General features: G+C 68.1%; 15 protein-coding genes. All 15 read left to right on the top strand.

Features of this window, described 5'->3' with window-relative positions; all coding sequences use genetic code 11:
• Positions 1-15: 15 nt before the first annotated feature.
• The 15 genes from IV113_RS13420 to IV113_RS13350 all read left to right on the top strand — a co-directional run bounded on the left by IV113_RS13420 (position 16) and on the right by IV113_RS13350 (position 15,400).
• The gene (locus tag IV113_RS13420) at positions 16-2,094 is read left to right on the top strand and encodes a hydantoinase/oxoprolinase family protein (RefSeq protein WP_291085822.1); all 2,079 of its coding nucleotides are present in this window, start codon (positions 16-18) and stop codon (positions 2,092-2,094) included.
• Positions 2,091-3,875, top strand: a complete 1,785-nt coding sequence (locus IV113_RS13415; protein WP_291085820.1) for a hydantoinase B/oxoprolinase family protein — start codon at positions 2,091-2,093, stop codon at positions 3,873-3,875. The genes IV113_RS13420 and IV113_RS13415 overlap by 4 nt, the downstream gene beginning before the upstream one ends.
• Positions 3,872-4,240 carry a hypothetical protein gene (locus IV113_RS13410; RefSeq protein ID WP_291085817.1) on the top strand — a complete coding sequence of 123 codons (369 nt, stop codon included), beginning with the start codon at positions 3,872-3,874 and terminating at the stop codon, positions 4,238-4,240. The genes IV113_RS13415 and IV113_RS13410 overlap by 4 nt, the downstream gene beginning before the upstream one ends.
• Before the next feature lie 10 nt (positions 4,241-4,250).
• A complete protein-coding gene (locus IV113_RS13405; protein WP_291085814.1) occupies positions 4,251-5,336 on the top strand; it encodes a GTP-binding protein in 1,086 nt (361 codons plus the stop codon).
• A 24-nt stretch (positions 5,337-5,360) separates the two neighbouring features.
• Positions 5,361-6,323 (top strand): tripartite tricarboxylate transporter substrate binding protein, encoded by a 963-nt coding sequence (locus IV113_RS13400; protein ID WP_291086114.1) that lies wholly within the window; start codon positions 5,361-5,363, stop codon positions 6,321-6,323.
• Positions 6,324-6,588: 265 nt separating this feature from the next.
• Positions 6,589-7,176, top strand: a complete 588-nt coding sequence (locus tag IV113_RS13395) for a DUF4255 domain-containing protein (RefSeq protein ID WP_291085811.1) — start codon at positions 6,589-6,591, stop codon at positions 7,174-7,176.
• Positions 7,173-8,000: a hypothetical protein gene (locus IV113_RS13390; RefSeq protein WP_291085808.1), complete on the top strand. Its 828-nt coding sequence runs from the start codon at positions 7,173-7,175 to the stop codon at positions 7,998-8,000. The genes IV113_RS13395 and IV113_RS13390 overlap by 4 nt, the downstream gene beginning before the upstream one ends.
• A 45-nt stretch (positions 8,001-8,045) precedes the next feature.
• A complete protein-coding gene (locus tag IV113_RS13385) occupies positions 8,046-9,809 on the top strand; it encodes a phage tail sheath subtilisin-like domain-containing protein (protein WP_291085805.1) in 1,764 nt (587 codons plus the stop codon).
• 23 nt (positions 9,810-9,832) lie between these two features.
• A complete protein-coding gene (locus tag IV113_RS13380) occupies positions 9,833-10,276 on the top strand; it encodes a phage tail protein (RefSeq protein ID WP_291085802.1) in 444 nt (147 codons plus the stop codon).
• 19 nt (positions 10,277-10,295) lie between these two features.
• Positions 10,296-11,921 carry a phage tail protein gene (locus IV113_RS13375; protein WP_291085799.1) on the top strand — a complete coding sequence of 542 codons (1,626 nt, stop codon included), beginning with the start codon at positions 10,296-10,298 and terminating at the stop codon, positions 11,919-11,921.
• Positions 11,921-12,466 (top strand): phage tail protein, encoded by a 546-nt coding sequence (locus IV113_RS13370; protein ID WP_291085796.1) that lies wholly within the window; start codon positions 11,921-11,923, stop codon positions 12,464-12,466. The genes IV113_RS13375 and IV113_RS13370 overlap by 1 nt, the downstream gene beginning before the upstream one ends.
• A 2-nt stretch (positions 12,467-12,468) precedes the next feature.
• Positions 12,469-13,413 carry a hypothetical protein gene (locus IV113_RS13365; RefSeq protein WP_291085792.1) on the top strand — a complete coding sequence of 315 codons (945 nt, stop codon included), beginning with the start codon at positions 12,469-12,471 and terminating at the stop codon, positions 13,411-13,413.
• A gap of 19 nt (positions 13,414-13,432) precedes the next feature.
• Positions 13,433-13,603: a hypothetical protein gene (locus IV113_RS13360; protein WP_291085789.1), complete on the top strand. Its 171-nt coding sequence runs from the start codon at positions 13,433-13,435 to the stop codon at positions 13,601-13,603.
• Positions 13,604-13,625: 22 nt separating this feature from the next.
• On the top strand, positions 13,626-14,717 hold the full coding sequence (locus IV113_RS13355; protein ID WP_291085786.1) for a contractile injection system protein, VgrG/Pvc8 family: 1,092 nt from the start codon (positions 13,626-13,628) through the stop codon (positions 14,715-14,717).
• Positions 14,714-15,400, top strand: a complete 687-nt coding sequence (locus IV113_RS13350) for a phage baseplate assembly protein V (protein ID WP_291085783.1) — start codon at positions 14,714-14,716, stop codon at positions 15,398-15,400. The genes IV113_RS13355 and IV113_RS13350 overlap by 4 nt, the downstream gene beginning before the upstream one ends.
• Position 15,401: the final 1 nt, after the last annotated feature.

Raw genomic sequence — 15,401 nt, 5'->3', positions numbered from 1 at the left:
CGAGAGAAACACCCCATGAACAACCCACCCCAACTCCGGGTCGCTGTCGACATCGGCGGCACCTTCACCGACATGGCGGCTTTTGACGAAGCCACCGGCAAGCTGCTGTTCGGCAAGGCCCTGTCCACCCACGGCCAGCTGGTCAACGGCATTCAGGCCACGCTCGACAGCGCGAGCATCGACCTGAAAGACGGCAACCTGTTCCTGCACGGTTCCACCATCGCGATCAACACCCTGCTGGAGCGCAACGGCGCCAACACCGCGCTGTTGATCACCGAAGGTTTCCGCGACATCTACGAAATCGGCCGTGTGAACCGGCCTGACGCCTACAACCTCTTCTTCAACAAGCACCAGCCGCTGGTGAAGCGCTCGCTGCGCTTCGAGGTCGCCGAGCGCCTGCGCGCCGATGGCAGCACGCACAAGCCGCTGGACGAAGCCGCCGTGCGTGAGCTGGCGAAGGAACTGCGCGGCCAGGGCATTGAAGCGGTGGCCGTGCTGCTGCTGCATTCGTACCGCAATCCCGCGCACGAACAGCGCGTCAAGCAGATCCTGCAGGAAGAACTGCCCGGCGCCTTCGTCTGCGCCTCGCACGAGCTGAGCCAGGAATACCGCGAGTTCGAGCGCGTCTCCACCGCCGTGGCCAACGCCTATGTCGGCCCCCGCGTCTCGGCCTACCTCGGCGAGCTGGAGCAGCACCTGAGCACCCAGGGATTCAAGGGCGACTTCTATGTCGTGCAGTCCACCGGCGGCCTGTTTCCCAGCGCCCATGCCCGGCGCGACTGCGTGCGCATGCTCGAGTCCGGCCCTGCCGCGGGTGTGATCGGTGCCCAGGCCATTTGTGCCCAGCTCGGCATGGGCGACGCGATCGCCTTCGACATGGGCGGCACCACGGCCAAGGCCGGCGTGATCAGCGAAGGCCGGCCGCTCACCACCGGTTCGGCGCTCATCGGCGGCTACGAGCGCGCGCTGCCGATCCAGATTCCGATGATGGACATCCACGAGGTGGGCACCGGCGGCGGCTCGATCGCCCGCGTGGAAACCGGCAACGCCCTGCGCGTGGGCCCGCAGAGCGCGGGCTCCATCCCCGGCCCGGTGGCCTACGGCCGGGGCGGCACCGAACCCACCGTGACCGACGCCAACCTGTTGCTCGGTCGCCTGGACGCAGAACACTTTCTCGGTGGTGAACTCAAGCTCGACCTGGCCGGCTGCCAACGCCAGATGCAGGAACGCATCGCCGGCCCGCTGGGCCTGGAGCCGACCGCCGCGGCCGACGGCATCCTGCGCATTGCGGTGACGCAGATGTCGCACGCCGTGAAGGCCGTGACCACCGAGCGCGGCCTGGACGCCGGCAGTTTCACCATGGTGGTCTACGGCGGTGCCGGCCCGCTGCATGCGTCCGCCATTGCCCGCGAGCTGGGCATCCGCAAGGTGCTGATTCCGTATGCACCGGGCTACTTCTCTGCCTACGGCATGTTGTTCTCAGACCGCCGTTATGACTACGTGCGTTCGGTGTTCCGCAAACTCGACGAAGTCTCGTTTGATGAAATCGAAGCGCTCTACAAATCGATGGAAGACGAAGGCCGCGCGGCGCTGACGCAATCGGGCACCAAAGCAGAAGACGTGGTGATCGAACGCGCCGCCGACATGCGCTACGTGGGCCAGGAGCACGCCGTCACGGTGGACCTGCCCGGCGCCTTCTTCGTGGACAAGGACCGCTCGGCCATCAAGCGCCAGTTCGACGATCTGCACAAGGTGCGCTACGGCACCTCGGCGCCCAAGGAGCCGGCCGATCTGGTGAGCCTGCGTGTGACCGTGCTGGGCACCATGAAGAAACCGCCGAAACACAGCGTGGATGTGGGCGTGGCCGCACCCGAGAAAGCCGCGCTGCGCGGCGTCAAGCCGGTGTACTTCCGCCAGGGTGGCTGGGCCGATACACCGGTCTACAAGCGCGACCTGCTGCGCGCCCGCAACCAGATTGCCGGGCCGGCACTCATCGAGGAACACGCCTCCACCACCGTGGTCCAGCCGGGCGACGACCTGCGCGTGGACGAACTCGGCAACCTGCAAATCAACATCGGGAGCGACCGCTCATGAACACGCGAGACATCCAGAACCCGGCCGTCGATCCGGTCACCGTCGAGATCATCCGCAACGGCCTGTACGCCGTGACGGAAGAGATGAAGACCAACCTCACGCGCACCGCCTACAACCTCATCATTTACGAGGCACTGGACTTCACGGTGGGTCTGTTCACCAAGGAAGGTGACACGGTCTCCATCGGTCTGGGTCTGCCGATGTTCATCCGCGGCATGTCCGAAACCGTCAAGGCGAAGATCCGCCACTTCGGCATTGACAACATCCTGCCGGGCGACATCCTCGTCACCAACGATGCCTACACCACCGGCAGCCACCTGAACCACTTCACGTTCACCATGCCGATCTTCCACGAGGGTCGGTTGGAGGGCTTCACCTGCTGCATGGCGCACTGGCTGGACGTGGGCGGCACGCTGGGCAACGTGACGACCGACATCTTCAGCGAAGGCATTCAGATCCCGATCCTCAAGTACCAGCGCGAAGGCGTGGTGAACCAGGACCTGATCGACATCATCGCGATGAACGTGCGCTTGGCCGAGCGCGCCCTGGGCGACCTGCGTGCGCAGATCACCGCCATCACCACCGGCGAGCGGCGCTACGTGGAGCTGCTGCAGCGCTATGGCGCCGACGCGGTGAACGCATCGATCCGCCAGATCATGGACTCCAGCGAGGCCGTGGCGCGCAAGAACACGCTGTCGATTCCCGATGGCGTGTACGAAGCCGAATCCTTCATGGACGACGACGGCCTGGAGATCGGCAAGCGCATCCCGATCCGCGTGAAGGTCACCGTCAAGGGCGAGGAGATGACGGTGGACCTGTCGGACGTGAGCAAGCAGGTGCGCGGCTTCTACAACTCGGGCTTCACCACCGGCATCGCCTGCGCGCAGGTGGCCTACAAGTGCCTCACCACGCCGACCGACTACCCGGTCAACGACGGATCGTTCCGCTCGCTCAAAGTGATCATGCCCATGGGCACCGTGATCAGCGCCGAGCGCCCTTACCCGATGCGCGTGTGGATGACCTTCCCGATGACGGTGATCGACACCATCTTCAAGGCGCTCGCGCCCGCGATTCCGAACCGCTCCATCGCCGGCCACCACGCCGACCTGGTGTTCCCCAACATCCACGGCATCAGCCCGGAAGACGGTCGCCTGTTCATCGTGGGCATCGGCCCGCTGGGCGGCGGTTGGGGCGCCAAGAGCAGCGAGGACGGCGTGTCGGTCACGGTCTGCATCAACGACGGCGACACCCACAACAGCCCGACCGAGCAGCTTGAGGCCAAGTACCCGGTGCTGGTGGAAAAGTACGAGATCCGCAAGGACAGCGGTGGCGCCGGTCGCTACCGCGGCGGTCTCGGGGCCGAAATGGTGGTGCAGGCGCTCAGCCCTTTCACTGTGACGACCCGCATCGACCGCGTGCACTGCAAGCCCTGGGGGCTGGACGGTGGCGGCGACGCCATGGGCAACGGCCTGGCGGTGCGCCACAAGGGCGAGTGGAAGACAGACCACCTCAACGCCAAGATCTTCAACGTGCGGCTGGATCGCGGCGACGCCTACAAGATGCTCTCGGGCGGTGGCGGTGGTTTCGGCAGCCCGCTGGACCGCGAGCTCGACAAGGTGGCGGAAGACGTGCGCGAGGGGTATGTGAGTGCCCAGGTGGCGCGTGAGGTCTACAAGGTGGCGCTGGATGGCCACGGCCAGGTGGACCACGCCGCGACGCAAAGCCTGCGCAGCGCTCCGGTCCCGGTTGCGGCCGAAGACGTGGCCTGGGACGGGCAGTGAGCACCATCGTGGCCGATCCGCGCGCCGCCCGCCTCGCGCAGCTGTGGAGCCGGCTCTCGGCCCAGCACGTGACGCTGGGCGCGGGCTGCGGTTGCATGGTGGGCGGTGTCAGTGTCTCGCTGGAAGACTTTGAGCTCGACATTGCCGACTACCTGTGGGCCGAGGGTGAACGCCTGGGCCAGACCGAGGTGGTGGTCTGGCTGCTGCAGCCAGGTCCTATCGAACAACAGGTGAAACCGGTGATGAGCCTGCTGACGCGCCTGGAAGAGGGCGAGGCCGATGAAGCCGTGGCCGACTGGCTGCTCACGCGCCTGGCGCGCACGCTCGACTCGTTCGCCAAGCTGCACGGTCCATCCAGCATCTGAGCGACTCCACATGGCCTTCATCCTTCCCCGCGCAGAAGCCGGCGACAACGCCGATGCGGCCGCGCGCATCCCCATCACCGTGCTCACCGGCTTTCTGGGCAGTGGCAAGACCACGCTGCTCAACCGCCTGCTGCGCCAGCCCGACATGCACGGCACAGCCGTGGTCATCAACGAGTTCGGATCGGTGGGACTGGACCACGACCTGGTCGACCACACGCAGGAAAACATGGTGCTGCTGGCCAACGGCTGTATCTGCTGCACCGTGCGGGGCGATCTGGTCGAGGCCTTCGAGCGCCTCGCACAAAGCCCCGAGGCGCAGCGCGGTGCTCTGCGCCATGTGGTGGTGGAGACCACCGGCCTGGCCGACCCGGCGCCCATCCTGCACACGCTCATGGGCGACCCGCGTCTGGCACGCCAGTGGCGCCTGGCCGGCGTGGCCTGCACGGTGGATGCCTTCAACGGCATGAGCACGCTGGACCAGCACACCGAAGCCGTGAAGCAGGCCGCGGTGGCCGACAGGCTGCTGCTGACCAAGTCCGACCTGGTCACGCCCGAGCAGTTGGCGCCGCTGCTGGAGCGTTTGCGCGCCATCAACCCGCTGGCGGCTCTGACGACTGCACCTGATGACGCCCTGGAGGCTTTGCAAGGGCTGCTGGACCGCACGACTGCTGCAGCCCTGACACCTCTGTCACAGAACAACGAGCGGTCCCTCTTTTTCCCGCTGAGCGCGCCGGGTCAGCACGACCCGAACCGGCACGACGACCACATCCGTGCCCACGTCATCGTGCGTGAACAGGCGCTCTCGCGCGAAGGTTTCATGGCCTGGCTGGACATGATCGCGACCATGCGCGGTGACGACCTGCTGCGTGTGAAAGGCATCGTGCAGCTGGCCGACGATCCGGAGCACCCGATGGTGATCCACGGCGTTCAGCACCTGTTCCATCCGCCCGAAACCTTGTCGCGCTGGCCAAGCGACGACCGGCGCACCCGCATCGTGTTCATCACCCGAAACATGGACGCCGAAGAGATCGAGGCGACCCTGAGCATTTTCGAGAGACGCCGCACCCGCGGCCCACGCCCTGCCCAACCCGTTTGAATGTCATTTGGAGACAACACCATGATGAAGAAACTGATCGCCTGCGCCTTGCTCGGCGCGTGCAGCCTCTCGCCCGCGCTCGCCCAAGGCAAATTCCCCGACGGCATGCTCAAGCTGGTCGTTCCGTTCGCCGCTGGCGGTGGCGTGGACCAGGCGGCCCGTTTGCTCGGCCGGCAGTTGCAGACCGACCTGGGCGTGTCGGTCATCGTCGAGAACAAGGGTGGTGCCAGCGGCACCATCGGCGGCAAGGCGGTGCAAAGCTCGCCCGCCGACGGCATGACCTTGCTGTTCTCCGCCGCCACCCACGTGCTGGCCCAGCAGGTGCTGGCCAACCCGCCTTACGACCCTCAGACAGATTTCGAACCCGTCGCGCGTGTGGGTGAAGCGCCGCTGCTGCTGGTGATACCACCCAACGCACCGCAGAAAACCTTGAAGGAGGTTCTGGACGCAGCCCGCCAGAATCCCGAGAAATGGACGGCGGCCCTGCCTGCGCTGGGCGCGCCCAGCCACCTGGCCACGCTGCTGCTGGCCAAACAGGGCAACGTCAAGCTCACCATGACGCCGTACCGCGGCACGGCGCCCGCGCTGGCCGATGTGGCCGGCGGCCATGTGCAGTTGCTCATGGACTCCATCATTTCGCTGCAAGGCATGGCCAGGAGCGGCAAGGTCAAGCCCATCGTCACCACCTCGGCGCAGCGCAGCGGCGTGGCACCCGACGTGCCCACGGCCGCCGAGAGCGGCTACCCGGGCATGGTCTACAACTCCTGGTACGGCGTGTGGGCGCCCAAGGGCACGCCGAAAGACCGGGTGCTGTTCATGAACAAGGCCATCAACAAGGCCGTGGCCGAGCTGGCCAAGTCAGGGTCGTTCACAGCGCTGGGCATCCTGCCTGTGATCGACAGTGCTGATCAGTTCCGCAAGTACATCGCAGCCGACGTGTCCCGCAGTGCCGAGTTGCTCAAGGAGTCCGGTTTCAAGCCGGAGTGAATCGATGCGGGACGCGCCGGGCGTCGCGCGCCCGGCTGTGTGGATTTGTAAATGCCTCCCCAAAAACGTAGTTGTTCCCGCCTCCTGAACGAACAAGCGGTATAAAAACGTCAAATAAATCACACGTTAGTTGTAAAAAACTGACGAAATGGTGACCTTAAAAGGTTCATCGACATAACGGTTTGACGACATCCGGGAGGGGGCGGCATGCATCGTTCACGGGGCTTCCTGCGCGTGCTTCTGCACGCGTTGCGGTGGTGAATCCATGGCCAACGTGCTGGCGATTCACTCGGTCTGCAGTTCCATTGCGACCTTCCTGAACAACACCTACCCGGCGTCGACCAACGGCACCACCATGCCGGCGTGCGGCTTCGAGGTGCTGTCGTCGCAAGAGATGGCCAGCCCGCCGCCCGAGGGCAGCCGCATCAGCCTCTACCTCTACCGTGCCACGGTCAACGAGCACAGCCGCCAGCAACGGCCCTCACGCGCACCGCAGGCGCTGCCCGTGCCGCTCGGCCTGGATCTGCACATCCTGCTCTCGGCCTGGGGCAGCACCGCACTGGACGAGCACATCACCATGGCTTGGGCCATGCGGCAGTTGCACCTGCATCCGCTGCTCGATGCATCGTCGCTGTCGCCCGAGCCGGGGTGGGACGCCGATGAGGTGATCCAGATCGTGCCGGCCGAACTCTCCACCGAAGACATCATGCGCATCTGGGACGCGCTGGAGCCCTCTTACCGGCTCTCGGCTTCGTACATTGCGCGCACCGTGCGCCTGGACCCCGACGCGTTGCCCGAGGCCCGCGCGGTGGTGGCCAGCCGCACCAGCTACAGCGCGGGGTTGGCGTCATGACGCTGCTGCTCCAAGCCCGTGAAGTCGAACGCGTGGAGCGCCGTGTGCTCGGTGCCTTGCGCTGTGTGGACGCCACCACCGGCGCGCCGCTGGAGCAGAACCTGCGCGTGGATGCGCCCGCGGGCGCGCGCATCCAGCGCAACCGCAGTGGCCTGCTGGTCATCCACGAATGGCGGCCGCTGGCGCACCACGCGGCCGCGTTTGCCAGCCCGCCGGGCGATGTGCCGGTGGGCTCGCTGGCACTCATGCTCACCGTGTCCGACCCGCTGGGCCACTACCTGCCGCGGCTGGTGCGGGTGGACCTGCCCCGCGACGCCAACCCGGCCAACGCCGACCAGCCCGGCTCGGTGTTTCGCCCGATCACCGTGCCCATGTACCCCTCGGCCACGGGCCGTGTCGGCTCCAACTGGGCGTGTGTGAGCGTGAGCGTGTTCGAGCTCGGCAGTGGCGACGCGTTGGGTGGTGTGCTGCTGCGTGTGGTGGCCGCCGGCGCCGTGCGCGCGATGGGTTTGTCGGACTGGCGCGGTGAAGCGCTGGTGCCGGTGGCCGGCGTTCCCGTGACCACCTGGTCCACCGAGCCGGGCGATGTGATCGTCACGCAGATCCAGGCCGAAGTGCAGGCCGTGGCCGATCCGGCGAGTGTCACGCGCACGCCGCAGGCCGTGCTGCAGCTGGGGCGTGCGCCCGCCGTCTTGCCGCTGGTGGACCCGGTGGCCATTGAAGCAGCGCGCGCGGGCCTCCCGCAGGCCAGCGTGCTGGTCAACCTGGCGGCCGGTCGACCGCTGCATGTTTCCCTCGGCGTGGATCTGCCGGATCTGCCATGAGGACCCACGCGATGTTCCCACCCGCACTTCACAAGGAGAACCACCATGCCTGAATACCTCGCGCCAGGCGTTTACGTCGAAGAAACCAGTTTCCGCGCCAAGAGCATCGAAGGGGTGGGCACCAGCACCACCGCGTTTGTCGGGCCCACCCGCAAGGGGCCTTACCGGGTGGATGACGACACCCCCGAGTCGCCCGAGCTGCTCACCAGCTTTGGTGATTTCGAGCGCATCTACGGAGGCTTCGCCGACCTGTCACTGGGCACCGGCGTGCCGGGCACCAACTACCTGGCGCATGCGGTGCGGGCGTTCTTCAACGAAGGTGGCTCCCGGCTGTATGTCTCGCGCGTGGTGGGGGCCGACGCGGCGGTGGCCACGGCCGAGGTGGTTGCCGGCACCGACGAGGGTGTGGGATTCGTCGCGCGCTTTCCCGGCGCGGCGGGCGGCGGGCGCGTGGTGGTGCGCGAGGCCGCCACACCGGCGTCGGAAACCACGCTGACCAACGCGCCACCCGGCAGCCTGGTGCGCGACACCGTCGCGGGCAGCGGAGCCTTGCTGGTGCGCGTGGGCAACACCTGGCGGCCAGCGGCCAACCTCGCGGGAGATGCGGTCACGCAGGCCGACGTGCTCGCCGGCACACCGCAACTGCTCACCGTCTCGGTGCAGACCATCGACGGCGACGGCAACAGCCTGAGCTTTGATGACATGGGCCTGACCAACACGCACCCGCGCTGGATCGGCCACGTGATGTCGGCCACACCCTCGCGGCGCAGCGACCACCTGCAAAGCCTGTATGCCATTAATGTGGGCGCGGCCGTGTCGCCGTCGGAGTTGCACGCGGGTCTGTTCAATGGCGCGACCAACAACGCCGCCGGCCAGCCCGAGCGGGTCTGGACCCTCGCCGGCGGTGCCGACGGCGCTGAGCCCACGCCGGCCGACTACGCGCTCGCGCTCTCCGAGATCGCTTCGCTCGAAGATGTGTCCATCGTCGCCGCGCCCGGCAGTTCGGCGTACGGCGTGGATGATGAAGACAACCCGCAGGCCATCGCCAGCGCGTTGATCGCACACGCCGAAGGCCGGCGCGCCTACCGCATCGCCGTGCTCGACACACCGCCCGAACTGCTGCCCACCACCGCGCGCACCTACCGGGGTTTGTTCGATTCCAAGTACGCGGCCATGTACTTCCCGTGGGTGGTGGTGTCCAACCCGCTGGCGCGCCCGGGCCGCGAAGACATTCCGAAAGAGATCGCGCTGCCACCCTCGGGTTTCATGAGTGGCATCTACGCGCGCAACGACGTGCAGCGCGGCGTGCACAAGGCGCCGGCCAACGAGGTGGTGCGTGGCGCCTTGCGCTTCGAGATCGACGTGAACTTCGCGCAGCAGGAGCTGCTCAACCCGGCTGGCGTGAACTGCCTGCGCTTCTTCAGCGGGCGCGGCAACCGCGTGTGGGGCGCGCGCCTGGTCTCCAGCGACCCGGAGTGGAAATACGTCAGCGACCGGCGTTACTTCAACTACCTCGAAGCGTCCATCGACCGCAGCACCCAGTGGGCCGTGTTCGAGCCCAATGGCGAGCGCCTGTGGGCCAACATCCGCCAGACCGTGGCCGACTTTCTCTACAACGAGTGGCGCAGCGGCGCGCTGCTCGGCACCACGCCCGACGAAGCCTTCTTCGTGCGTTGCGACCGCAGCACCATGACGCAGAACGATCTGGACAACGGCCGCCTCATCTGCCTGATCGGCGTGGCCATCATCAAGCCGGCCGAGTTCGTGATCTTCCGCATCGGCCAGAAAACGGCCGACGCCCGCGAGTGAAACCCACCCTCAGGAGCTGAACCATGGCCAACCGCACCACGCCCTACGGCGCCTTCAACTACCTCGTCAACTTCGACGGCGGCGAGATCTTCGGCGGCTTTTCCGATGTCAGCGGCATCGGCACCGAAGTCACCGTGGCCGAGTACCGCAACGGCAACGACCGCGAGAACCACGTGCGCAAGGTCGCCGGCATCCACAAGGTGTCCGACGTGACCTTGAAGCGCGGCATCCTCAACAGCAAGACGCTGTTCGACTGGATCAGCCAGACCCGCACGCAGGGCCCGGCCGCGCAGCGCAACGTGACCATCACGCTGCTCGATGAGGCCCACACCCCTGTGCAGACCTGGGTGCTGCGCGGCGTGATCCCGATGAAATACACCGGGCCCACGCTGGCGGGCAAGGGCGGGGGAGACGTGGCGATGGAAGAGATCGCACTCTCCGCTGAAGCGCTCGAAATCACCGCCTGACCGACCGAGGGCCTGAGTCATGAGCCTGCTTTTTGAAACCGCCGCACCCGCCCTGCGCACCGCACCCGAGCGCGCCGACGTGGCGTGTTTCGTGGGCTTCGTGGCGCGCCGGCGCGAGCAGCCGCTGCCCATGTCGGTGCGCCGCCAGCTCATCGACGCGGGCTGGGTGCACGGCCCCTGGCGCAAGGGGCCGGACGTGCTGGAAGCGCTGGACAACGTGCCGGTGGTGATCGACAGCTGGGCCTTGTTCGACCGCCTCTTTGCCTGGGATGAACGGCCTTTGGGCCGCGCACCCGATGCGGTGAGCGGTGAACCGGCGCACTGCGCCACCTACCTCGGTGCGGCCGTGCGCAGTTTCTTTGCGCGCGGTGGCCAGCGCGCGGTGGTCGTGCGCGTGGGCGACCCGTGGCCGTTTCTGGAGTCGGCCTCCAACCGCGCAGCCAAACGCCGTGCGCGTCTGAGCCGGCTGATTCCCGGTTTCAGTGAACGCGATCAGGTGGGCGAGGTGTTCGAGCCCATGGACCCACGCACCTGGCGCGGCATCGGCCATGTGGTGGGCCTCTCCGAAGCCAGCGTGTTGTGCCTGCCCGATGTGCCCGACGCGTGCGCCACCGAACCCCTGGCGCCATCGGTGGCCGTGCCGTTGCAGCCGCCCCCAGAAGGCTTTGTGGAGTGCAGCCCCGACGAACCGCCCTTGCCGCGCGACGCGGGCCTGCGCGCCCTGCACGCACCACGCCTGGACGGCCCGGGCTACGGGCCCTGGCGCGTGGCGGTGGCCAGCGTGCGGGCGTTTCTCGCGCGGCACCAGCGCGAGATGTTGTTCGTGGGCGCGCTGCCCCTGCCGCGTGAAGATGCGCGCCGGCCGGTGAGCGACGGCGGCGTGCACGCGCACAGCGACATGCTGGCGTTTCTGCGGCGCAGCGGTGTGCTGGAGGCCGAAGGCAGCGTGGACGCGAGTGGCCTGTCGATCGCCAGCGCCTTTGTGCAACTGGCCTACCCGTGGCTGGCCACGCGCGCAGCGCTTGACCTGCCTGAAGGCCTGGAGCCGCCGGATGGCGCGCTCGCCGGCCTGATCGCCCGCAGTGCGCTGGCGCGCGGCACCCACGCCAGCGTGGCGGGGGAGCACTCCATGCCGGGTCTGCGCGACCTGCACAGCGCCGAGCCGCTGCCCGGCTGGGGCGCCGGCCCGCAATCACCCAGTGCGCGGCTGGCCGAGCGCGTGTGCCTCTTCACCCAGCAGGCCGGCGGTTGGGCGCTGCAGTCGGACGTGACCACCACGGCCGATGCGGCCTGGCGCAGCGGCGGTGTGAGCCGCCTCATGGCCACGCTGCTGCGCGCGGCGCGCCTGCGCGGCCAGAGTGTGCTGTTCGACGGCAACGGCCCCGAGACCTGGGCGCGGCTGGAGCGCAGCTTTGAAGAACTGCTCAAGGGCTTCTGGCGCGTGGGCGCGCTGGCCGGCGCCACACCCGAAGACGCGTTCAGCGTGCGCTGCGACCGCAGCACCATGACGCAGCACGACCTGGACAACGGGCGTCTCGTGACCGAGATCACCGTGCTGCCGGCGCACAGCATCGAGCGCATCACCGTGGTGCTGGCGCTGGCTGCGGCCGGCGTGGGCCAGGCCAGCGTGCGGGAGGCTGCGTGATGGCCATCGGCGCAGAGTTCTCCGCCAGCGCCTCGGCCCAGGTGTCGATCGGTATCGGTGCGGGCGCACGGCCGTCCTCGGCGCCGCTCATTCCGTTTCGTTTCCAGGTGCGGTTTCGCCAGTCGGGCGCGGGCACGGGCCAAGGCAACGAGGTGGAGATGTGCAAGGGCGCCTTTGCCGAATGCACGGGCTTGGAGGCCACCATGGAGCCCAAGGTGATCCGCAGCGGCGGTGTCAACCACGGCGCATTCCAACGCGCCGGCCAGGTGACGCACGCCACCGTGATCCTCAAGCGCGGCATGACCGACAACCGCCACCTCTGGAAGTGGTTCGCGCTGGTTTCGGGCGGCGACTACGCCGCGCGCATGGACGTGGACATCGACATGCTCGATGGTGCCGGCACCAAGGTGATGACCTGGTCGCTCGCGCGCTGCATGCCGGTGAAGTTCAAAGCCGCCGACCTCAATGCCCGCGCCACCGAGGTGGCGGTGGAAGAGCTGCACCTGGCGCACGAGGGCCTCACCCTCGGTTTCCCCAAGGCCTGAGCATGACCGAACGAACCATCGCCGTCGCCGAGTTCAAGACGCTGAGTCCGGCGCCCGAGACCGTGGTGAAGGTGCACTTCAACCCGGCCTCGCTGCAGTACACCGTGTCGAACACGCTCGGCCCCGCGGGCCAGGGCGCGGGCAGCCGCCAATACGTGAGCGCCACCGTGGCCAAGCTCACCATGGACCTGGTGTTCGACACCACCGCTGAAAACCTGGGCGGCGAGGTGCGGGGCGGTGAAGACGTGCGTGGCACCACCGACAAGATGGCGCAGATGCTCAAACCCTTCGGCGGCGAGAACGAGAAGACCCCGCCGCGCGTGGAGTTCAGCTGGGGCGCCTACCGCTTCGTGGGCACGGTGGAGCAGTACAAGGAAACGCTGGACCTGTTTTCGCACGACGGTGTGCCGCTGCGCGCGGGCATCAACCTCACGCTCTCCAGCGACGCCCCCAACTTCGAAAGTGCCAGCGCGCCGGCATCGTCGGCCGATCGCACAGGCGGTGCATCGTCCATGGAGGTCCCAGGCGGGGTCGGCCCGTCGGGCGTGGCCGCGGCCGGCGGCGATCCGCGCGCCGCGCGGGCCGTGGCGAGTGCCAACGCCTCGGCCAGTTTGCGCTTTGGCGGCAGTGCCTCGCTGCTGGTCGATGCGAATGTGTCGCTCGGAGCGCCGGCGGCGTTTGCCTCGGCGTCGCTGTCGGTGGGCGCTGGAGCCGGTGTGGGCATCGGTGTCGGCGCCACGGCCGGAGCCGCCTTTGCCGGCCTGCGCACCGGCGCGGGTGGCGGCGCATCACTGCCCAACGCACAGGCCCTGCTGCCCTCGGCGCAATCGCGCACCGGCGCCACCGGCTTCGCACCGGGCGGCATGGCGCGCGGTTCGGGCGCGGGCAGCCTGGGTACCGACGTGGGTGCCGCCGCCGACCTGCAGGCCCGCATCGCTTTTGACTGAACGACCCGGGGAGACACACATGCCCATCACCTTCGAAGAAGTCACCGCCGAGGTGCCCGCCGATCGGCCCACCCCACCCACCGCGCAGGCGAGCGAAGCCACCTCACCCGACGACCCGCGCCAGCTGGAGGCGTTGCAGCGAGCGCTGGACCTGCGCGCCGAACGCGACTGGCGCCTGCAGACCGACTGAGCGCCATCAACACGTCAACGCCATGACCGAAGCCGCCCTCAGCCGACAAGCCCTCTACAGCGCGCGTCCCACGCTGCGGCTCGGTGGTCAGGCCGACGTGCGCTTGTCCAACCTGCTGGTCGCCATGCGCATGGACGAGAGCGAAGGCGGCATGAGCCGACTGGAGCTGCGCCTGTCCAACTGGGTGGGCACCACGGCGGGCGGCACCGAGCAGGCCTTTGGTGCGCAGTCCGGGCTGAAGCTGGGCGCCGAACTCGCGGTGTACGCGGGGGACGTGCAAGCCCCGGTGGAGGTATTTCGCGGCAAGGTCAGTGCCATCGAGTTGTTGTTCAGCATGGGCGGCGCACCCGAGATCACGGTGCTCGCCGAAGACGCGCTGCAGGCCGCGCGTCTGGCCCGGCGCAGCAAGGTCTACAACGACATGTCCCCCGCCGACGTGGTGCGCGAAGTGGCCGGCGCGCTCAACCTGCGGCCCGCCATCACCGGCCTCACCAGCCCGACCGGGACCTGGGCGCAGATCAACGAGAGTGATCTCGCCTTTCTGCGTCGGCTGCTCGCGCGCTTCGACGCCGACCTGCAGATCGTGGGTGACGAGCTGCAGGTGGCGCCGCGCGGTGACGTGGCGCGTGGCGAGGTGGAGCTCGCGCTGTTTGGCCAGCTCATGCGCGCCCGCGTGATCGCCGACCTGTCGCAACAGGTCACCGCCACCAGCGCGGCGGGCTGGAACCCGGTGGACGGCAGCGCGGTGAGCCATGAGGCCACGCAGATCACGCACAGCGGGCCGGGCAGCGGGCGCGGTGGGTCGTCGTGGCTCGATGAGACCTTCGGCCCACGCCATGAACACATCGGCCACCTGGCGGTGAGCAGCGATGCCGAAGCCCAGGCGGTGGCCCAGGCCGCTCACGACCAGCGCGCGCGCCGCTTCGTGCGCATCGAAGGCTTGAGCGAAGGCAACCCGGCCATCCGCGTGGGCACCACGGTGGCGGTCACGGGCCTCTCGCCGCAGTTCGACAACCGCTACTTCGTGTGCGCCGCCTCGCACCTCTTCGACCTGAGCTCGGGCTACCGCACCGAGTTCAGCGGCGAGTGCGCGTTCCTCGGGGAGGGCGCATGAAACGTGATGCGCTGCTGGAGCGGCCGGCAGGCTGGCTGCAGGCCGGCGCGCTGGCGCTGGTGGTCTCGCTCGACGACCCCGAGCGCCGCAACCGCGTGCAGGTGCGCCTGCTCGCGCACGACGGCGTGACCGACCAGGACGCACCGCTGTGGGCGCGCGTGGTGGCGCCGTTCGCGGGCAACGACCGGGGCTTCTTCTTCCTGCCCGATGTGGACGACGAGGTGCTCGTGATCTTCATGAACGGCGATGCGCGCCACCCGCTGATCATCGGCGGGCTGTGGAACGGCAACTCGCCATCACCCGCCGACCTGGCCGATGGGCAGCACCGCACCAAACGGCTGAAGTCGAAGAACGGCGTGGCCATCACCATCCTCGACGAGGACGGGCAGGAAACCCTGACGCTGGAGACGCCCGGCGGCCAGACCGTCACGCTGCAGGACGGGCCGGGTTCGATCACGCTAGCAGACGCCAACGGCAACCGCGTGGTGATGGACACGGCAGGCATCACGGTGGAAGCCGCGGCGAAGGTGAAGGTGACGGCCGCGCAGGTGGAGGTGAGCGCGGGCATGGTCAAGGTGGACGCGGCCATGTCCGACTTCTCGGGCATCGTGAAGTGCCAGACGCTGATCACCAATGCGGTTGTCTCCACGAGCTACACCCCGGGCGCCGGGAACGTCTGGTGAC

Source organism: Hydrogenophaga sp. (assembly GCF_018780385.1).
GTDB lineage: Bacteria > Pseudomonadota > Gammaproteobacteria > Burkholderiales > Burkholderiaceae_C > Hydrogenophaga.
The sequence above is the reverse complement of the archived record's forward strand: the minus strand, read 5'-3'. Positions and strand labels throughout refer to the sequence as shown.